This is a genomic window from Methyloversatilis discipulorum (assembly GCF_000527135.1).
Classification (GTDB): Bacteria; Pseudomonadota; Gammaproteobacteria; order Burkholderiales; family Rhodocyclaceae; genus Methyloversatilis; species Methyloversatilis discipulorum.
Genome location: NZ_AZUP01000001.1, coordinates 1955075 through 1974360, shown reverse-complemented (window position 1 = coordinate 1974360; position 19286 = coordinate 1955075). Strand labels below are relative to the sequence as shown.

14 protein-coding genes and 1 other RNA gene are annotated in these 19286 nt (G+C 68.5%); 4 read left to right on the top strand and 11 right to left on the bottom strand.

Annotation, left to right across the window (positions count from 1 at the left end):
• Positions 1–2 precede the first annotated feature (2 nt).
• The 9 genes from mraY to METFAM1_RS0109035 all read right to left on the bottom strand — a co-directional run bounded on the left by mraY (position 3) and on the right by METFAM1_RS0109035 (position 10647).
• Positions 3–1091 (bottom strand): phospho-N-acetylmuramoyl-pentapeptide-transferase, encoded by a 1089-nt coding sequence (gene mraY / locus METFAM1_RS0109070; RefSeq protein WP_019919292.1) that lies wholly within the window; start codon positions 1089–1091, stop codon positions 3–5.
• Complete coding sequence (locus METFAM1_RS0109065; protein ID WP_019919291.1) at positions 1081–2478, bottom strand: UDP-N-acetylmuramoyl-tripeptide--D-alanyl-D-alanine ligase; 1398 nt, start codon at positions 2476–2478, stop codon at positions 1081–1083. The genes mraY and METFAM1_RS0109065 overlap by 11 nt, the downstream gene beginning before the upstream one ends.
• Positions 2475–3968: a UDP-N-acetylmuramoyl-L-alanyl-D-glutamate--2,6-diaminopimelate ligase gene (locus METFAM1_RS0109060; RefSeq protein ID WP_019919290.1), complete on the bottom strand. Its 1494-nt coding sequence runs from the start codon at positions 3966–3968 to the stop codon at positions 2475–2477. The genes METFAM1_RS0109065 and METFAM1_RS0109060 overlap by 4 nt, the downstream gene beginning before the upstream one ends.
• Positions 3965–5731: a peptidoglycan D,D-transpeptidase FtsI family protein gene (locus tag METFAM1_RS0109055; protein WP_019919289.1), complete on the bottom strand. Its 1767-nt coding sequence runs from the start codon at positions 5729–5731 to the stop codon at positions 3965–3967. The genes METFAM1_RS0109060 and METFAM1_RS0109055 overlap by 4 nt, the downstream gene beginning before the upstream one ends.
• Positions 5728–6003 (bottom strand): cell division protein FtsL, encoded by a 276-nt coding sequence (ftsL, locus tag METFAM1_RS0109050; protein ID WP_024300597.1) that lies wholly within the window; start codon positions 6001–6003, stop codon positions 5728–5730. The genes METFAM1_RS0109055 and ftsL overlap by 4 nt, the downstream gene beginning before the upstream one ends.
• Position 6004: 1 nt before the next feature.
• Positions 6005–6919, bottom strand: a complete 915-nt coding sequence (rsmH, locus tag METFAM1_RS0109045; protein ID WP_019919287.1) for a 16S rRNA (cytosine(1402)-N(4))-methyltransferase RsmH — start codon at positions 6917–6919, stop codon at positions 6005–6007.
• 1 nt (position 6920) lies between these two features.
• Positions 6921–7373: a division/cell wall cluster transcriptional repressor MraZ gene (mraZ, locus tag METFAM1_RS0109040; RefSeq protein WP_019919286.1), complete on the bottom strand. Its 453-nt coding sequence runs from the start codon at positions 7371–7373 to the stop codon at positions 6921–6923.
• Between the two features lie 344 nt (positions 7374–7717).
• An RNA gene (gene rnpB / locus METFAM1_RS20440) (RNase P RNA component class A) lies at positions 7718–8120 on the bottom strand.
• Positions 8121–8163: 43 nt separating this feature from the next.
• Positions 8164–10647, bottom strand: a complete 2484-nt coding sequence (locus METFAM1_RS0109035) for a putative bifunctional diguanylate cyclase/phosphodiesterase (protein ID WP_019919285.1) — start codon at positions 10645–10647, stop codon at positions 8164–8166.
• A gap of 208 nt (positions 10648–10855) precedes the next feature.
• Between METFAM1_RS0109035 and METFAM1_RS0109030 the strand changes: the two genes are divergently transcribed.
• Positions 10856–13207, top strand: coding sequence for a PAS domain-containing sensor histidine kinase (locus METFAM1_RS0109030; RefSeq protein WP_019919284.1), 2352 nt, complete (start codon positions 10856–10858; stop codon positions 13205–13207).
• Here METFAM1_RS0109030 and METFAM1_RS0109025 read toward each other — a convergent pair.
• Complete coding sequence (locus tag METFAM1_RS0109025; RefSeq protein WP_019919283.1) at positions 13131–14711, bottom strand: NAD(P)-binding protein; 1581 nt, start codon at positions 14709–14711, stop codon at positions 13131–13133. The genes METFAM1_RS0109030 and METFAM1_RS0109025 overlap by 77 nt on opposite strands.
• Positions 14708–16288: a polyamine aminopropyltransferase gene (locus METFAM1_RS0109020; RefSeq protein ID WP_019919282.1), complete on the bottom strand. Its 1581-nt coding sequence runs from the start codon at positions 16286–16288 to the stop codon at positions 14708–14710. Before METFAM1_RS0109020 ends, METFAM1_RS0109025 begins: the two co-directional genes overlap by 4 nt.
• Positions 16289–16346: 58 nt before the next feature.
• Here METFAM1_RS0109020 and METFAM1_RS0109015 point away from each other — a divergent pair, with 58 nt between their 5' ends.
• The 3 genes from METFAM1_RS0109015 to METFAM1_RS0109005 are packed head-to-tail and all read left to right on the top strand — an operon-like array spanning position 16347 to position 19284.
• Positions 16347–16748, top strand: a complete 402-nt coding sequence (locus tag METFAM1_RS0109015) for a DUF350 domain-containing protein (protein ID WP_019919281.1) — start codon at positions 16347–16349, stop codon at positions 16746–16748.
• A gap of 11 nt (positions 16749–16759) precedes the next feature.
• A complete protein-coding gene (locus tag METFAM1_RS0109010; protein ID WP_019919280.1) occupies positions 16760–17776 on the top strand; it encodes an SPFH domain-containing protein in 1017 nt (338 codons plus the stop codon).
• An 8-nt stretch (positions 17777–17784) separates the two neighbouring features.
• A complete protein-coding gene (locus tag METFAM1_RS0109005) occupies positions 17785–19284 on the top strand; it encodes a DUF4178 domain-containing protein (protein WP_019919279.1) in 1500 nt (499 codons plus the stop codon).
• Positions 19285–19286 lie beyond the last annotated feature (2 nt).

The window sequence follows — 19286 nt, the reverse complement described above, 5'->3', positions numbered from 1 at the left end:
TGTCACCGCAGCTTCAGCGTGGAAAGGCCGAACAGCACGAGCATCAGCGTGATGATCCAGAAGCGCACGACCACCTGCGTCTCCTTCCAGCCGCCCAGTTCGTAGTGGTGGTGCAGCGGCGCCATGCGGAAGATGCGTTTGCCGCCCGACCACTTGAAGTAGAGCACCTGGATCATCACCGACAGCGTTTCGGCGACGAACAGACCGCCCATGATGAAGAGCACGATTTCCTGGCGAACGATGACCGCCACGGTGCCGAGCGCGGCGCCCAGCGCCAGTGCGCCGACGTCGCCCATGAACACTTCCGCCGGATAGGCGTTGAACCACAGGAAGCCGAGACCGGCGCCGCACAGCGCGCCGCAGAAGATGGCCAGCTCACCGGCGCCGGGGATGAAGGGCACGCCCAGATAGCGCGAGAACACCGCGTTGCCGGCGACGTAGGCGAAGATGGCGAGCGCGCCGCTCACCATCACCGCCGGCATCGTCGCGAGGCCGTCGAGGCCGTCGGTCAGGTTTACCGCGTGGCTGGTGCCGACGATGACGAAGTAGGTGAGCACCATGAAGCCGATCGCGCCGAGCGGGTAGGCCACGGTCTTGAAGAAGGGCACGATCAGTTCGAGCTGGGCTGGCACCTGGGCGGTCAGGCCGAGGTACACCGCGGCGCCAGCGGCGAACACCGACGACCAGAAGAACTTCGGTTTGGCCGGCAGGCCCTTCGGGTTGCGATGCACCACCTTGCGCCAGTCGTCCACCCAGCCCACCGCGCCGAAGCCCAGCGTGACGACCAGTACCACCCAGACGTAGCGGTTCGACAGGTCGGCCCACAGCAGCGTCGTGACACCGAGCGCGATCAGGATGAGGGCGCCGCCCATGGTCGGCGTGCCGGCTTTGGTCAGATGCGATTTCGGGCCGTCGTCGCGCACCGCCTGACCGATCTTGTATTCGGTCAGCTTGCGGATGAGCATGGGGCCGAACATCCAGCAGATGGCGAGCGAAGTCATCATCGCCAGCACTGCGCGCAGCGTGATGTAGTTGAAAACGTTGAATGCGCGGATGTCCTGCGCCAGCCAGCGGGCAAGTTCAAGAAGCATGGTTGTCCTGTCCGGTGTGTGCGAGCAGCGCCTCGGCGACGCGTTCCATGCGCATGAAGCGCGAGCCCTTGACCAGCACCGTGGTGCGGGCGTCGAGCTCGGGGCGCAGCGCGTCGGCGATCGAGGCGTGATCGGGGTAATGGAGGGCGCCGGTGCCGAAGGCGGCGACGGCGTGCGTGGAGGCTTCACCGAGGGCGTGCAGTGCGTCGATGCCGCGTTCGCGTGCGTAGGCGCCGGCTTCGCGGTGGAATTCGGGGCCCTGGTCGCCGACCTCGCCCATGTCGCCGAGCACCAGGATGCGCCGGCCCGCTGCGCTGGCGAGTACGTCGATGGCGGCGCGCACCGAATCGGGGTTGGCGTTGTAACTGTCGTCGATCACCGTGCTGCCGGCCAGTCCGACGCGCACCTGCTGGCGGCCCTTGACGCCTTCGAAGCGGTTCAGCGCCCACACCACGGCGGCCATGTCGGCACCCGCGGCCAGCGCGGCGGTCGCGGCGCACAGCGCGTTGCGTGCGTTGTGCAGGCCGGGCACGCGCAGCACGATGCGGGCGGTGCCGAAGGCGCCGCGCAGGTCGAGTCGGTAGCCCAGTCCTTCCGGCGTGGCGGTGGCGAACACTTCGGCGGCGTGGTCGAGACCGAATCGCAGCACGCGCCGCGCCGCGTTGCGGCCGCACCAGTAGTCGGCGAAATCGTCGTCGGCATTGACCACTGCGATGCCGTCGGCGCCGAGCGCGTCGAACACGTCGCCGTTCTCGCGTGCGACTTCGGCCACGCTGTTCATGAATTCGAGGTGCTCGCGCTGGGCGTTGTTCACCAGCGCCACGGTCGGTTTCGCCATGCCGGCCAGCCAGGCGATCTCGCCCGGGTGGTTCATGCCCATCTCGATCACCGCCATGCGGTGCGTCGCGCGCAGGCCGAACAGCATCAGCGGAACGCCGACGTCGTTGTTCAGGTTGCCGCGCGTGGCCAGTACCGTCGTGTCCGGATTCCAGCCGACGCCGAGCGCGTGCGCGCGCAGGATGGCGGCGATCATTTCCTTCACCGTGGTCTTGCCGTTGCTGCCGGTGACGCCGATCAGCGGCAGCGTGAAGCGGCTGCGCCAGGCGCGGGCGATGTCGCCTAGTGCCGTGCGGGTGTCGGCGACACGGATCAGCGTGCCCGTGGTGTGCGCGCAGTCGGCGGCGATCACCGCGGCGGCCGCACCCGCTGCCTGCACGTCGGCGATGAAGTCGTGCGCGTCGAAGCGCTCGCCGCGCAGCGCGACGAACAGGTCGCCGGCCTTCACCGCGCGGCTGTCGGTCGAAAAGCCGGCGATGTCGACGTCGGGGCCGCTCAGCGTGCCGCCGCAGGCGGCCGCGACTTCGGAGGCCTTCCACAGTGCGTTCATTGCACGCCTCCGCGGACGGCGAGGGCGGCGGCGGCCTGGTCGGCGTCGGACCAGGGCGTGCGCAGGCCCATGCGTTCCTGATAGTGCTCGTGTCCCTTGCCGGCGATCAGGACGACGTCGCGTGCGTCGGCCGTGCTGATGGCGGCGCGGATCGCGAGTGCGCGATGGACCTCGCGCAGCACGTCGGCACAGGCTGGCAGCCCGGCGGCGATGTCGTCGAGAATGGCCTCCGGGTTTTCGCTGCGCGGGTTGTCCGAGGTGATCCAGGTACGGGCAGCGTGTTCGTAGGCGACGGCGCCCATCAGCGGCCGCTTGCCTGGATCGCGGTCGCCGCCACAGCCGAACACGCACAGCAGCTTGCCGCGCCGTGCTTCGGCCACCGGCTGCAGCGCGCGCAGCGCCTGCTCCAGTGCGTCTGGCGTGTGTGCGTAGTCGACCACAACCAGCGGCTCGCCGTGACCGCCGAGCCGCTGCATGCGGCCGGGTGGCGGCAGCAGTTGACCGGCGACGCGTGCGGCGTCGGCGAGTGCCACGCCTGCATGCAGCAGGCTGCCGGTGACGGCGAGCAGGTTCTGGATGTTGAAGCGGCCGACCAGGGCGGCGTCGACATGCGCCCGCTCGTTGCCGTGCTCGATGTCGAAGCGCAGGCCGTGCGCCAGATCGGTGTTGCGGGCGCGCAGTCCGTGCACGCCCTGCGGCAGCTCGGCGTCGAGCGCGCAGCCGGTGACCGGCAGCCGTGCCGCGACTTCGCCCGCCAGCGAACGGCCGAAAGCGTCGTCGGTATTGATCACTCCGGCACACAGGCCGGGGTGGGAGAACAGGGTGGCCTTTGCGGCCGCGTAATGCTGCATGTCCGGGTGATAGTCGAGGTGGTCGCGGGTCAGGTTGGTGAACACCGCGGTGTGGATCCGGACGCCGTCGATGCGTCCCTGGTCGAGGCCGATCGACGACACTTCCATCGCGCAGGCGCTGGCGCCCGCGGCGCGCAGGTCAGCCAGTGTCTGGTGCACGCTGACCACGTCCGGCGTCGTGTTGGCCGATTCAGAAAGCTGGCCGGGCAGGCCGCTGCCCAGCGTGCCGATGACGCCGCAGCGCGTACCGAGCAGATCCAGCGCCTGGGCGACCCACTGGCTGACCGAGGTCTTGCCGTTGGTGCCGGTGATGCCGATCACGTGAAGCGCAGAGGAGGGATGGTCGAGCAGATCGTCGGCGAGCGCGCCGGCGTGACTGCGCAGCGAATCGACCTCGATCACCGGTACTGCGGCGTCTGGCGACGTAGCGCCCGCTTCGCACAGCACCGCGCAGGCACCGCGCTCGATGGCGGCGTCGATGAAGCGACGACCGTCGGTGCGCTGGCCGGGCAGGGCGAAGAACAGATCGCCCGCCTGTACCTGGCGCGAATCGGCGCGCAGCGCGCGCGGCACGACGCCGCCGCGCGACAGCGTGTCGCGCACGCGGGCGATGACGGCGGAAGAGCGGTCGGTGCTCACCAGCCCTCCTTGCCGGCGGCACTGTTGCGCGCCATCTGCAGCACAGGCACCGGTGCGTCCGGCGGTACGCCGGTGGCGCGCAGCGTGGCGTTCATGATGTCGGAGAACACCGGGGCGGCGACCTGACCACCGTAGTGCACACCGTTGGATGGTTCGTCAATCATCACCGCGACGATGTAGCGCGGGTCGGACACCGGTGCGAAGCCGACGAAGGACGCGATGTACTTGTTCGCATAGCTGCCGCCTTCGAGCTTGTGCGCGGTACCGGTCTTGCCGGCGACGCGGTAACCCGGAATCTGTGCCTTCGGCGCGGTGCCGCCGGCACCGGCGGCCATTTCGAGCATGCGGCGCACTTCGCGCGCGGTCTGTGCCGAGAACACCTGCAGGCCGTTGATCGGCGGCGTGTCGACGCGGGTCAGCGACAGCGGGATCAGGTCGCCGTCGCGCGCGAACACGAGATAGGAACGCGCCATCTGCATCAGCGTGACCGACATGCCGTGGCCGTAGGACATCGTGGCCTGCTCGACCGGCTTCCAGTTCGCTGCCGGGCGCAGGCGGCCGCCCGCCTCACCGGGGAAACCGAGACGCAGAGGCGAGCCGAAGCCGAGCTGGTCGTAGGTCTGCCACATTTCGGACGGCTTGAAGGTGCCGGCGATCTTGGCGACGCCGATGTTCGACGACTTCTGGATCACCTCGGCCAGACTGAGCGTGCCGTGCGGGTGTGCGTCACCGATCGAGTGACGGCCGAAAGTGAGCTTGCCGGCGCAATCGACCGGTGTGTCGAAGGTGTAGCGGCCGCTTTCCAGCGCCATCGCGGCGATGAAGGGCTTGATTGTCGAACCCGGCTCGTAGGTGTCGGTGAAGGCGCGGTTACGCAGCGGCGGGCCGGACAGCTGTTCGCGGTTGTTCGGGTTGTAGGTCGGCCAGTTGGCCAGCGCCAGCACTTCGCCGGTGCGTGAATCGACCACCACGGCGCTGCCGGCGCGTGCCTTGTGTTCGCTGACCGCCTGCTTGAGCCGGCTGTGCACCAGGAACTGCAGGCGGGTGTCGATGGCCAGCCGCACGTCGCCGCCGTCGCGCGGCGGTGCCAGCACCTCGACGTCCTCGACCACGTTGCGGCGGGCGTCGGTGATCACGCGGCGCGATCCGACCTTGCCGGTGAGCGGGCGGTTCATCGCCAGCTCGATGCCTTCGAGACCGTTGTCGTCCATGCCAGTAAAGCCGACCACGTGCGCGCTGACCTCGCCGTGCGGGTAGTAGCGGCGGTATTCGGGTTCCGAGCGGATGCCCGGCAGCTTCAGTGCCAGCACCTGTTTCGCGACGTCCGGCGGCACCTGACGCTTCAGATAGCTGCGGCCCCGGTTTTCCGGAATCTTGCGCGCGACCTCGCGGTGATCCATGCCCAGCAGTTCGGCCAGCTGGCGGATCTGTGCCGGCGTGAGCTTCTCGGCCCCGATGTCACGCGGGTTGGCCTTGGCGTCGGTACGCGTCGGGCGCGATTCGGCGACGATGGCCGACACCTGGGTGCTCATCGCCAGCACCTGTTCGTTGCGGTCGAGTACGCGGCCGCGCGAAGCCGGTGTCGGCAGTACGCGCGAGAAGCGTTCCTCACCCTTGCGCTGGTAGAACTCGTCGTTCACCACCTGCAGCCAGAAGGCGCGGGCAACCAGACCGCCGAACAGTGCCATCATGACCACCAGCATCAGGCGCGCGCGCCAGGCCGGCAGCAGTTCGGCGAGCAGCGGGTTGTGGGCGAACTTCATTGTCCGGCCTCGGAGGGGTCGATGACGATGACGCGGTCGCGTTCCGGCGCGCGCATCTTGAGCTTGGATTCGGCCAGACCGGCGATGCGCGCGTGCGCGGCCAGCGAGCCCTGTTCGATCTGCAGCTGGCCCCACTCGGTTTCGAGCACCCGCATGCGGGTGAGCTCGCGTTCGAGTTCGGTGTGCAGCGCGCGCGAACGGTGCTGCGACGACACCAGTGCGATGGCGCTGATGACCAGCGTGGCGATCAGCACGAAGTTCAGGCGCAACACGTCAGGCCACCTTCTCGGCCACGCGCAGCGTGGCGCTGCGCGCGCGTGGATTGCGCGCGACTTCGTCGTTGCCGGCACGGAAGCGGCCGATCAGTTTCATCGTCGGCTTCGGCAGCTGGTCGGCGCGCAGCGGCAGGTTGCGCGGTGGTTGCGGCGGCGAGGCCTGATCGGCCATGTAGCGCTTGACGATGCGGTCTTCCAGCGAATGGAAGGAAATCACCGCCAGCCGGCCGCCCGGTTTGAGCGCGGCCAGCGCCTGCGGCAGCACTAGCGACAGCTCTTCAAGCTCCTGATTGATGAAAATCCGTAGAGCTTGAAAGCTGCGCGTCGCCGGATGCTGGCCCGCCTCGCGCGTGCGGACAGCGGCCGCCACGATCTGGGCAAGCTGGTATGTGGTGTCGACAGGCCGCTCGCTCCGAGCAGCAACAATCGCCTTTGCAATCGCTGAAGCAAACCGTTCTTCGCCATAGTCCCTGATGACCTCCCTGATGTCTGCTTCGTCGGCGCGGGCGAGCCACTGCGCCACTGTTTCGCCCCGGCTGGTGTCCATGCGCATGTCCAGCGGTGCGTCCTGCCTGAAACTCATGCCGCGCGCAGCTTCGTCGAGCTGCGGTGACGACACGCCGATGTCGAGCAGCACGCCATCCACGCCGTGCACGCCCAGTTGTTCGAGTACTGCACCCATTTCCGCGAAGCGCGCGTGCACCAGCGTGAAACGCGGGTCGGTGATGGCCTGCCCGGCGGCGATGGCGGACGGATCGCGATCGAGCGCGATCAGCCGACCACCCGGACCCAGGCGCGCGAGCAGCGCGCGGCTGTGCCCGCCGCGACCGAAGGTGCCGTCGACGTAAACGCCATCGGGACGCACCGCCAGTGCGTCCAGCGCCTCGGCGAGCAGTACGGGGATGTGTTCCATGTCAGAGCCTGAAGGAACTGATGACTTCAGACGGCAGGGGCACCGCGCCCTCGCGGGCGTCACGCGCAGCGGCCTCAGCGTTCCAGCGGCCTTCATCCCACAGTTCGAAGCGGTTGCCGCGGCCGACCAGCATGACGCCCTTGGTCAGGCCGGCGCGTTCGCGCAGGTCGGCGCCGAGCAGCAGACGGCCGGCGCGATCGATGGATTCGTCGCGCGCATTGGCGGTGAAGCTGAGCTTGAAGTCGTTGCTGGCCTGATCGAGGTCGGGCAGCTGGTCGAGGCGGGCGAGCAGGGCCTCGAATTCGGGCAGCGGATAGAGAAGGATGTGTTCGCGGGTGCGCGCCGTCATCACCACCTCGCCCTCGCACATGTCCATCAGCTTCTTGCGCGGACGAGCGGGGATGACGATGCGGTGCTTGTCATCCATGGTGAGGCGGGTCGTCCCGTAGAACATGCGCGTGCCCGTGTAAGCCCGTCAGCAGCGACGGGCTGGAGTGGCGGTCAGAGTCGTCTTTCCCACAATCACTCCACTTCTTATCCAATATTGCTCCACTTTAGCCATCAAGCGGCGGGTGGTCAATAGCTGGAATGCGCCAAATCTATTTCTGCAACAAGGACTTAGCGGTAATATTCCACAAAGTTGTGAAATAAAAACCCTTTGTTTTTAATGGGATAGAAAATGAACTGAATGTGCGGTGTGAACAGATGCCCGCGCCATGCCGCGTCGTGGGGCGAAGTGGACGAAAGTGGGGCGGGCGTGCAGCCGAGTGGGGGAAATGCGGGAGACGGGCGGGCAGGAGTGGAAGTCCGCCTGTAAGCCGGGTTCTGTTGTGCGCGAACGCACCGGCAACCATTCATCTGGGCGACGTGTTACCACGCCGCTCGAGCAGCCTACCCGGAAGCGACGCGAGCCGCGTCATGGCTTCCCTATTTGGCCTTGCCCCGGATGGGGTTTTGCATGCCGTGCGCGTTGCCGCGCACGCGGTGGGCTCTTACCCGGCGTTGCCGCCCGCCCGAAGGCGCACCATTTCAACCTTGCCTGTGCCTTGCGGCCATCGGCGGTATGTTTTCTGTTCCACTTTCCGTCGCCTTGGGCCGCGCTTTCGCGCGGCTTGCTGCGCCCGGCCGTTAGCCGGCATCCTGCTCTGCGGGGCCCGGACTTTCCTCCGCGCTTGCGCGCCGCGGTTGCCCGGCGGACTTCCGGCGCGGATTCTACCCTGCCCGTTGCCCGCCGGCCCGATCCTTCAGGCGTGGACCTCGCCGCTCAGGCTGTCGTGCAGCGCGGTGAAGGCGTCGGCGTCCACCGCCGCGCTGAACAGGAAGCCCTGGAACTCGTCACAGCCCTGCTGCAGCAGGAAGTCGCGCTGCGCCGCCGTTTCGACGCCCTCGGCAATGACCGAGCGCTGCAGGCTGTGCGCCAGCGCGACGATGGCGCGCGCGATCGAACAGGCGTCCGCTTCGTCCGGGAGGTCGGCGACGAAGGCGCGGTCTATCTTGATGCAGTCGATCGGGAAACGCTTCAGGTAGGCGAGCGAGGAGTGGCCGGTGCCGAAGTCGTCGATGGCGATGCGCACGCCGAGCGCGTTGAGCGCCAGCAGCAGCTTGACCGAACGCTCGGGGTGATCCATCAGCAGGCTTTCGGTGATTTCCAGTTCCAGCGCGTCAGCCGCCAAGCCGCTGTGTTCGAGCACGCGGCCGACCTGGTCGGCAAAACTGCGATCCGCCAGCTGGCGGGCCGACACATTGACCGACACGCTGATCGGCGGCAGCCCCGCCCGGCGCCAGGCGGCGTTCTGGCGGCAGGCCGTTTCGAGCACCCACAGGCCGATCGGCACGATGAGGCCGGTTTCCTCCGCCATGCCGACGAACTGGCCCGGCGGCAGCAGGCCGCGCTGCGGATGCTGCCAGCGCAGCAGCGCTTCGCAGCCGACGACGCGCGCCGCGCCGCCGGCCACGCGCACCCGTGGCTGGTAATGCACGACCAGTTCCCCGCGCTCCAGCGCCTGGCGCAGATCCGCTTCCAGCGCCAGTTGCTGCGACGAGCGCCGGCTCATGTACACGGAATAGAACTCGTACTGGTTCTTGCCCTTCTCCTTGGCGCGGTACATCGCGAGGTCGGCGTTCTTGCGCAGGGTCTGCACGTCCTGACCGTCGGTCGGGTACTGACTGATGCCGACGCTGGCCGTGACCGAGTAGTCGCGCTCGTCGATGGCGATCGGACGACCGATCTGTTCGAGCACCTTCTGCGCAACGGCGGCCGCTTCGCTGTTGGCTTCGATGCCTTCGATCAGCACGACGAACTCGTCGCCGCCCAGACGGGCGACGATGTCGGTGTCGCGCAGCGAGGCGCGCAGGCGCTGCGCCACCTCGACCAGCACCAGATCGCCGGCGTCGTGCCCCAGCGTGTCGTTGATGATCTTGAAGCGGTCGAGGTCGATGAACATCAGCGCGAGCCGCGTGTCCAGCGCGTGTGAGGCGACCAGTGCGCGCTGCAGTTCGAGGTGGAACAGGGTGCGGTTGGGCAGCCCGGTCAGCTCGTCGTAGTGGGCGAGCTGACGAGCGCGCTCCTCGGCGTCGCGGCGTTTGGACACGTCCATCACCGTGCCGTCGATGACGACCACCTGGCCGCTGTCGTCGCTGACCGGATTGCCGCGTTCGTGTATCCAGCGCTGGCCGCGGCCGGGTACCTGGATGCGGTATTCGGCCTCGTAAGGCCGGCCTTCGCTGCGCGCCGCCTTCCACGCCGCTTCGATGCGCCCGCGGTCGGCGTCGGCGATGCGGTCGAGATAGTCGCCCCAGGCCGGCATCCAGCCGCCATCGGCGCCACCCAGCACGCGTCGCGCCTCGTCCGACCACTCGGTCTGTGCACGGTCCACGCGATGCGTCCAGCTGCCGACTTCGGCCAGACGCTGCGCCTCGCGCAGGCTGGCTTCGCTTGTGCGCAGATCGATCTCGACCTGCTGCGACTCGCGCAGCATGCGTCGCGTCAGCAGCACGCCGACGACCAGCGACAGGCTGCTGACCACCAGCATCGCCACGTTGAGAGCGCGATGAATGCGGCGCGAGATGTCGCCGAGCGTCCATGAGAAGCGGACGGCCACCGACTCCAGCGTGTGGTTGAGCTGGCGCACGCGCAGCGTCAGCACGGCGCGTTCGTCCGCCGTCAGACTGCCGCTGCTGATCTGTCCGTGGGCAACGCGCGCCACCGCGTCGATTTCGCTGATCAGCCGGTCGCCCTCGGCCCATAGACCGATCGCCTCGCGCATCGGCGGTGCCCAGCGGAACCAGACGAACAGGCGGATCATGCCGGGCACGTCGCCCGCGTCGTTGCCGCCGTCGAGGAAGCCCTGCGCCGCCGCGGCGCGGTCCGGATCCGTCCGGTCGAGCGCTTCGCGCGCCCGGCGGTCGCCGAGCGTGATGTCGATATTGCGACGGTACGCCGCGTATTCGGCCTCATCGCCCGAGGCAACGTAATCGAGCAGATGCATCACCGCCGCCTTCTGCCCCTTGCTCCACAGGCTCTCGCCGCTGACATAGGCGCGGGTGCCGGACATGATTTCCATGCTCAGTGCGGCCAGCGCCAGCAACAACACGACGATGGCGATGAGCGGCCACAGCAGGAACAGCCGGTTGCCGGGCGACAGGCTGCGGGCGTTCGGATCCGTGCGGGCGCGGATGCGTCTGTCGTTCGGGATCGGTTTGGGCTGCGGCGTGTCGGCGGACGGCAACTGTGCCTCCTGCGTGTCCTGATACTGGCTGGCAGTCTAGCGCGCAGGCGCTGCGGCGCGCACGGTGCATGGTGATTTCATGCGCCGGACCCGGCCGCGGTCCGTGATGCCTTTCACATTGACCGGCTGCGCCAGCGGATGCTCAAGATTCACCGGTCGGCGGCCGTTCAATACAGGTCGCCCGAACCCCGCTGACCTTCCCGTGCCAATGAGCCCGCTGTTCCATTTCGGTCGCCATGTCGCCCGCCACTGGCTGGCCTACCTGCTGCTCGCACTGACAGCCGGACTGCTGGCGGCCGATCTGTCGCATCTGTTCGGCGCCGCGGTACACGCCCGCTCGGCGGGGTCCGGCGTTGCGCTGACGCTGGTGCCGACCCTGATCGCCTGTGTCGCGCTGTGGGCGGCCGGGACGCGGCTCGACACCACCCGGCGCGAACTCGAACACCTGCACGGCGTGCTCGAACGCGCGCAGACGCTCGGCCGCACCGGCACCTGGGAACACGAGGCGGGCGCCTTCGACTGGTCGCCGCGGGCGCTGGCCATTCTCGGCCTGGACGCGGACAGCGTGCGTTGTTTTGCCGACCTGCTCGGACACGTCGCCGCCGAGGACCGGGGGCAGCTTGAGCGGGCCTGGCGCGCCGCCCAGGCGGGCGCGCGTCACCGGGCCGAGGTCTGTCTGACCGACGGCCGGGGCGAGGTGCGCAGGGTGTTGTTCGAGGGCCGCCTGGAGTCCGGACTCGACAGCGATGCGCCGCGCCTGGTCGGCATTGTTCAGGACATGAGCGAGTCTTACCGGATGCAGGGCGAGCTGCGGCGCGCGATGCGCTATCAGCGGGCGCTGCTCGACAACTTCCCCTTCATGGTGTGGCTGAAGGACCGCGATCTGCGCTTCCTAGCGGTCAACCGTCCGCTGGCCGAGGCCGGCGGGCTGGACCACCCGGATGACGCGCGTGGCCTCGACGACGACGACCTGTGGCCGACCGAGCAGGCGATCGCCTATCGCGTCGAGGACATGGAGGTGTTGCAAAGCCGGGCGCCGAAGTACTCGGAGTCGGTGATCGACAGCGGCGATCGCCGCCAGTGGTTCGAGGCATGGACGGCGCCGGTGCTGGACGAGGACGGCGGCCTGCTGGGCACGGTCGGCTACACGCGCGACATCAGCGAGCGCAAGCGCGTCGAAGCAGCCCTGGCGCGCAGCCGTGACCAGTTCGCCATGCTCGGCCGGCTGCAGGCACGCTTCATCGCCGGCGAGCCGGCCGATGCGGTGTTCGCCGGCATGCTCGACATCCTGTGCGAGCTGTCCGGCTGCGACGACGGGTTTATCGGCGAGATTGCACGGGACTCGCACGGCACGGCGCACATCGGCCTGCTGGCCTGTCGCGAGACCGACTGGCTCAGCGAGCGCGCCGACCTGATCGAAGGCGTGCTCGGGACGGGCAGCCGCGGCTGCGCGTCGGGCAGCATCGTCGCTGCGGGGGGCGATTCGGCCGCCGGACGGGGTCTGCTCTGCATCGCCGTCACCCGCGGCGAGCAGCTGACCGGCCTGGTCGGTCTGGCCGCGAAGGACGGCCGGATTGATGACGAGCGTCTGGCCAGCGTGCAGGTGGCGGCCAGCACCTTCGGCCTCATTCTCGAAGCCGGCCTGCGCGAGCGCGCGCGCCAGCACGCGGAAGCCGAGCTGATGCGCCACCGGGACCGGCTGACCGAGCTGGTCGAAATGCAGCTGACCGACGGCACCGCGGTGCAGCGCGCGGCCGACCTGGCAAACAGTGCGAAAAGCGCCTTCCTCGCCGGCGTATCGCATGAGCTGCGCACGCCGATACACGCCATCCTGGGTTTTACCCGCATCGCGTTGCGCGGCCGGCCGCCGCTGTGCGACGTCACGCGCCACCGTTTCGAGGTGATCCGCGAGAACGGCGAACGGTTGCTGGCCCAGGTCGATGAGCTGCTCGATCTGTCGCGTCTGGGTAATGGCACGCTGCGCCTGCAGCGCAGCCTGTGCGCAGCGCATGAACTGCTCGACGAGGCACTGCGCGCCAGTGCTGGCGCGCAGCAGATATCGGTGACGCCGCTGGCCGGCGGCGCCGATGTGGCGATAGATGCCGACCCGGTGCGGCTGCAGCAGGCTCTGCGCACAGTGCTCGACCATGCAATCCGTCGTTCATCGTCGGACAGCCCGGTCGACGTGCAGCTGTCGGCCAGTTCGCATGACGGACGCGGCGGCGTGACGATCCGTGTGTGCAGCAAGGGCCCCCACCTGACGGAACAGGAACTGGACAGCCTGTTCGATCCGTTCGGCCCGGCTGCGATACAGCGTCCGCCCGGTGGCGGGACCGGCGCCGGCCTCGCCATCTGCCGCGAAATCGTGAACCTGCACGACGGCCGGGTCGAGGCGCGCACGCTCGATGCGACCGACGCGGCGGAAGGCCTCCTGCAGATCGACGTCTGGCTGCCGGCGGCATCGCCGCAGGCGGACGAGCTGCTCAGTGGCGACCCAGTACCATCCGTGCCGCTCGATCGCCCCACCACGCCGCCTCCTCGAACAGCGACAGACCGCTGACATCGGCATGGGCGTGCAGCACGCGCCCGTCGCGGTCACCCAGGGCGCGCGCCGGCGCGTCGATGAAGCCCGGTTGCGGTATCGCCATCGCGTGCGCGCGCAGCACCAGTTCGACCGTACGGATGCGGCGGCGCCAGCGCCCGTCGTAGGCGAGGTCGAGGTCGGCGAGGGCGAGCTCCAGCAGCGCCGCGTCGTCGGCCGAGGCCAGCCAGCGGCGGGCCTCGTCGGCGCTCGTCCAGCCCGACTGATAGGCGGTGAACACCGTTGCCGGTGGGCGGGCGACACGGGTGAGCTGATGCGTGGCGACCACATAACCGAGGCCGCGACCGTCGTGCACCACGTTGTCCCACGCCAGATCGACACCCGGCCGCTCGTGCGGAAAGCCATCGAGCAGCACGTTGGCGACCAGCCATGGCGCGGTGGGTGGCAGCGCTTCGCGCGGCAGAGCGACCGCCAGTTCGGGGTCGATGCGGCGGGCGACGTGCAAAGGCATCGCGCAGATGGCATGCCCGGCCTGCAGAAGCAGGCTGCGCCCGTCGGGCGCCAGCACCGTTATGTTCACTCCGCTGCGTCCGGCCCGCAGCTGCACGGCGTGCCCGGCCAGCGTCCGCGTCGCGCCAAGCTTTCCGCGCAGGCCACCGGTCAGCGCCGACAGGCCCTGCGGCCAGGTCAGTACCGTGCCAGCTTCGGCGTTGCGGGCTTCGCCGCGCCGGCTGCAGAAGTAGTGCAGGCCGGCCCAGGCCGAGATGGCGCCGGCCGGCGCACCGTAGTCGTCGCGCATCGCGTAGTCGATGTAGCGGCGCAGCGCCGGGTGGCGATGCGGTTGCGCATCGAGCCAGGCGGCGAAGCTGACGCGGTCGAGTGCACGCAGCGCGGCATCGCGCGAACAGGCGGCCAGCGGCACGGTGAAGGCGAACAGACCATCTGCACCGCGACGTGCCGCCCAGTCGCGCATCGCCGCCTCGAAGCGATCGGCCGCGGCTGCGTCGTCCACCGTCGATCGCGGCAGCAGGCCCTCGTGCCAGATGCCACCGGCCAGCGTGCGCTCGGCGGCCGGATGAACCAGCGCCTGTTCGTCGTACTCGGGTGCGGCGGCGCGCGGATCGCCGCGCAGCACGCCGAGGTCGGCCAGCATTTCACGCACGTGCATCGCATCGGGGCCGGGCAGCGGCAGATAGTGCGCACCACGTGGGCAGGCGAGGCCGCCGAGCGCGCCGGCGGCGGCGTTGCCGTCGGGTTCCGGGCCATCGACCAGCACCATGTCGCGCTGTCCCTCGCGCGCCAGCCGCCAGGCCGCACTCAGTCCGGCGACACCGGAACCGAGGATGGCGACCGCGCAGCGCAGTTCGCCGGAGGGCGGGGGCAGGGCGGCGACGTCGCGCAGTGCATGGCCTTCGCGCATGCCCGGCCGCAGCACCGTGATCGTGGGCGCCGTGCGCGCGTTGCCGCAGGCGGCGAGCAGCGGCAGCGTGGCGGCGGCGGTCAGGAAGCGGCGGCGCTTCATCGCATCTGCCGTGACCAGTCTTCTTCGAAGTAGTGCACCAGCATCTGCGTGTTCAGCCGATTCGGTTCGACCGCGGGCGCGCGCATGTCCGGCGGGAAGTCGAACATCTGCGCCAGCGTGGGTGCGTCGAGATGGCGCAGGCCGGCGGGCAGGTCGAGCGGCGGCCGGTAGCCGGCGTCGCGGCCGGCGATGATGAAGCCCCAGTCGCCGAAGCTGGGCACGTTGGCGTGATAGGGCGCGGTGTACAGGCCGGCTTCGCGCAACGTCGCGTCCACGCACCAGTAGGCGCGCGGCGCATACCAGGGCGAGGTGGACTGCACAACGATCAGACCGCCAGGCGCCAGCTGGCGCGCCATCAGACGGTACATGGGCACCGCGTACAGCTTGCCCAGCGCGTAGTGTGACGGGTCGGGAAAATCGGCAACGATGAGGTCCCAACCCGGGCCAGGGGCGATCTCCAGCCATTGCGCGGCGTCGGCGTTGACGGTGCTCACGCGCGCATCGCGCAGCGCGAAGCCGTTCAGCGCGGCCAGCGCATCGGTGTCGCGGAACAGCCGGGTCATCGCCGGATCGAGTTCGACCAGCGTTACCTGCTCGATCTGCGGGTACTTCAGCACCTCGCGTACCGCCAGTCCGTCGCCGCCGCCCAGCACCAGCACGCGCTTGGCCTGCGGCAGCGCCGCCAGTGCCGGATGTACCAGCGCCTCGTGGTAGCGGTGCTCGTCGCGGGTCGAGAACTGCAGGTTGCCGTTCAGGTAGAGACGCGTGTCGTCCTGCCAGCGGGTGAGTACGATGCGCTGGAAGGGCGTGGTTTCCTGATGCACGATGGCGTCGCCGTAGAGGCCGGCCTCGGCCGCGTCGGTCAGCTTCTGCGCCCAGGCCAGTGCGGCCAGCAGCACCGCCAGCACCAGCCAGCCGCGCAGCATCAGCGCGCGCGCCTGCGGCAGTTCCGCGCGGTAGCGACGGGTCACCCACAGACCGATGCCGGCGTTGAGCAGGCCGAATACCACCGCCGTGCGCGCCAGCCCGAGCAGCGGCGCGAACACCAGCGGGAACAGCAGGGACACTACCAGCGCGCCGAGGTAATCGAAGGTGAGCACCCTGCTCACCAGGGCCTCGAACGCCTGTTTGCGCTGATGCAGCAGGCGCATCACCAGCGGGATTTCCATGCCCACCAGCACGCCGATCAGCAGCACGATGGCGTACAGTGAAACGCGGAAGGGGCTGCCCGCCCAGGCGTAGATCAGGAACAGTGCACAGGCGGACAGGCCGCCGAGCAGGCCCACCATCAGTTCGATGTCGATGAAACGGGCCAGCACCGCCTTGTCATTGACGTACTTCGATAGGTGGGAGCCGATGCCCATCGCGAACAGATAGGTGCCGATGATGGTGGAAAAGCGCAGCACCGACTCGCCCAGCAGATAGCTGGCAATCGCACCGGCGATCAGTTCGTAGGCGAGGCCGCAGGAGGCGACGACGAAAACCGCGACGATCAGTCCGGGGTGGTGCGAGCCGGCGTCCGTGCCGCGTGTCTCGGTGCCATGCAGATCGGGTTCGGGGCGGGATTGCGGCGGCATGGGGCAGCGGCTAGAGTGCGTGCGCACAGAACGCACAGAAGGTTGGAGACGCGCAATCATGCCGCAACTGCCGGTGGATCAGTTCTACCTGTACATGAAGCACCTGCTGTCCGGGCTGATCATGGTCGGCCTGTTCGCGGCCGTCTATGTACGCTTCACGCCCTTCCACGAAATGCCGCTGATCCGCCGCGGCTGCACCGCCGCCGCGCTGTCGCTGGCCGGTGCCATCATCGGCTTCTCGCTGACCGTGGCGTCCAGCATCCTGCACAACGACCACTACCTGATGTTCATCGCCTGGGGCACGCTGGCGGCGGTGGTGCAGATGGCGGCCTATCTGCTGATCGAGCGCAGTCTGCCGGAAATGAAGGCGGCGATCGAAGCGAACAATGTGGCGATGGGCGCGCTGATGGGCACGGTGTCGCTGGTGGTCGGCGTCATCAACGCCGCCTGTCTTTCCTGAAGGAGTCCGCAATGGGTATCGGTGATTTCATCAAGAAGCAGTTCATCGACGTACTGCAGTGGAACGAGGACGGCGATGGCGTGCTGGCCTGGCGCTACCCGATGCAGGACTTCGAAATCCAGTACGGCGCGAAGCTCACGGTGCGCGAGTCGCAGATGGCGGTGTTCGTCAATGAAGGCAAGGTGGCCGACGTGTTCGGTCCCGGCCTGCATACGCTGAACACGAACACACTGCCCATCCTCACCTACCTGCAGAACTGGGACAAGCTGTTCCAGTCGCCCTTCAAGAGCGACGTCTACTTCTTCAGCACGCGCCTGCAGCTCGGCCGCAAATGGGGCACGCCGCAACCGGTCACGGTGCGCGACAAGGATTTCGGCATGGTGCGGCTGCGCGCCTTCGGCATGTATTCGTACAAGCTGGCCGACCCGAAGAAGTTCTTCACCGAGATCAGCGGCACGCGCGATACCTACACGGTCGACGACCTCGAAATGCAGCTGCGCAATCTGGTCGTATCGACGATGAGCAGCACGCTCGGCAATTCCGCCGCGCCCTTCCTCGATATGGCAGCCAATCTGGGCGTCATGTCGGACGCGATGAAGACGGCGATGGCGCCGGTGTTCGAGCGCTACGGCGTGGCGATCGACAACTTCGCGGTGGAGAGCATCTCTCTGCCGGAAGAACTGCAAAAGGCGCTCGACACCCGCATTTCGATGGGCATGGTCGGCAATATGGCCACCTACACGCAGTACCAGACCGCCAATGCGATTCCGCTGGCGGCGCAGAACGAGGGCGGGCTGGCGGGCATCGGCGCCAGTCTGGGCGCGGGTCTCTCGATGGGGCAGGTGATGACCGAGGCGATGCGTAGCGCGCAGGCCGGCGCCGCGACGCCGGCGCCGGCCGCACCGGCAGCCGACGCGCCCGAAGTGCGGCTCGGCAAGCTTAAGTCGCTGCTCGACGGTGGTCTCATCACTCAGGCGGACTACGACACGGCCAAGGCCGAAGTGATCAAGCAGATCACCGGCGGCTGAGTTTCCGCATGGCGATGTATCAGGCGGCCTGCCCCGGCTGCGGGGCGCCGGTCGAGTTCCGCTCGGCCGCCTCGCGCATGGCGGTGTGCGGCTACTGCCGCACGACGCTGCTGCGCGACGCCGACGCCGTACGCGACATCGGCAAGCAGGCGGCGCTGATCGAGGATCACTCGCCGGTGCAGATCATGACCAGCGGCCAGCACGCCGGTCAGGGTTTCACCGTCGTCGGCCGCATCCAGCTGCGCTACGAGCATGGCGTGTGGAACGAGTGGTATCTGCTGTTCGACGACGGCAGCAGCGGCTGGCTGGGCGATTTCGGCGGGCAGTTCGTGCTGACCCGGCCGGATGGCGATGCGGTCGGTCCGCCGCTGTTCGACAAGGTCGAGCCCGGCAACCGCTGGTCGCACGGTGGCCTGTTCTGGCACGCGGCCGACATCCGCAAGGCCGAATGCGTGGCCGCCGAGGGTGAGCTGCCCTTTCCGGTCGATGCGCGCTGGGTCGCGCGCGTCATCGATTACCGTCATCGCGACGAATTCCTGACGCTGGACTATTCCGATCTGCCGCCGGTGGTGTATCGCGGCAAGGCGGTCACGCTGTCCGCACTTCGTGCGCAGCACCTGCGTGACCCGGACGCGGTCGTGTCGCGGGCCGGTCGGCTGCATGGCGGCGTATCGACGCTCATCTGTCCGGTGTGCGGCGCGCCGGCGGCGGTGGTGCCCGGCGCGACCCAGCACCTGACCTGCCCGTCCTGCCGCTCGCAGATTTCACTGGCGGCGGGGCAGGCTGAAGTACTGCGGCGCGCGGCGGCCGATGCGAAGGCGATCGGCGCCACGTTGCAGGCGGGCGAAACGCTCACCATCGACGGTCTGCCCTGGCGCGTGATGGGCTGGCTGCGTTGCGCGGTACCGCATCAGGCGGCCGAACCCGAGTGGTTCGAGTACCTGCTGTTCGCGCCGCAACGCGGTTTTTCCTGGTTGATCGAGACGCGCGAAGGCTGGCAGCGCGCCGAGGTACTCGATACCTGGCCGGAAAGTTTCAGCGTCAGTGCGGCGCATCTGGGCGGTGAAGCCTTCGTCCGGCGCTACCTGTATTCGTCGCAGGTACGCGAGGTGGTCGGCGCTTTTCCATGGCGTGCGCGGGTTGGCGACACGGTCGAGATCGGCGAGTACGTGAAGGGCGAACGGGTGCTGAACATGGAACGCGGCGCACGCGAACTGGGCTGGTCGCTCGCCGTGCCGGTCGAGCAGGACACGGTGGCCGGCTGGGCCGGGCGCAAGCTCGCGTCCATCGTGCGCACGGGTTATTCCGCCGGCGCCGATACTCCGGTGCTGCTCGAGGGCGGTGGCAAGGCGGCGCTGCGCCCGATCGCCTGGGTGTTTTCGGTGCTCATCGTCGTGATGAATCTGCGCTACATGCTGCCGTTCAATGTCGCTGCGATGTTCGTCACCGGCATCGTCGTCTTCCTGCTGTGGATGCCGGTGCGCGCCGGCGACGGGGCGGCGGACTGAAT

What these genes read in the sequence shown, in the direction of transcription:
- mraY (WP_019919292.1), bottom strand. Translation starts at nt 1,091, where the DNA reads ATGCTTCTTGAACTTGCCCGCTGGCTGGCGCAGGACATCCGCGCATTC.
- METFAM1_RS0109065 (WP_019919291.1), bottom strand. Translation starts at nt 2,478, where the DNA reads ATGAACGCACTGTGGAAGGCCTCCGAAGTCGCGGCCGCCTGCGGCGGC.
- METFAM1_RS0109055 (WP_019919289.1), bottom strand. Translation starts at nt 5,731, where the DNA reads ATGAAGTTCGCCCACAACCCGCTGCTCGCCGAACTGCTGCCGGCCTGG.
- rsmH (WP_019919287.1), bottom strand. Translation starts at nt 6,919, where the DNA reads ATGGAACACATCCCCGTACTGCTCGCCGAGGCGCTGGACGCACTGGCG.
- mraZ (WP_019919286.1), bottom strand. Translation starts at nt 7,373, where the DNA reads ATGTTCTACGGGACGACCCGCCTCACCATGGATGACAAGCACCGCATC.
- METFAM1_RS0109030 (WP_019919284.1), top strand. Translation starts at nt 10,856, where the DNA reads ATGAGCCCGCTGTTCCATTTCGGTCGCCATGTCGCCCGCCACTGGCTG.
- METFAM1_RS0109025 (WP_019919283.1), bottom strand. Translation starts at nt 14,711, where the DNA reads ATGAAGCGCCGCCGCTTCCTGACCGCCGCCGCCACGCTGCCGCTGCTC.
- METFAM1_RS0109020 (WP_019919282.1), bottom strand. Translation starts at nt 16,288, where the DNA reads ATGCCGCCGCAATCCCGCCCCGAACCCGATCTGCATGGCACCGAGACA.
- METFAM1_RS0109015 (WP_019919281.1), top strand. Translation starts at nt 16,347, where the DNA reads ATGCCGCAACTGCCGGTGGATCAGTTCTACCTGTACATGAAGCACCTG.
- METFAM1_RS0109010 (WP_019919280.1), top strand. Translation starts at nt 16,760, where the DNA reads ATGGGTATCGGTGATTTCATCAAGAAGCAGTTCATCGACGTACTGCAG.
- METFAM1_RS0109005 (WP_019919279.1), top strand. Translation starts at nt 17,785, where the DNA reads ATGGCGATGTATCAGGCGGCCTGCCCCGGCTGCGGGGCGCCGGTCGAG.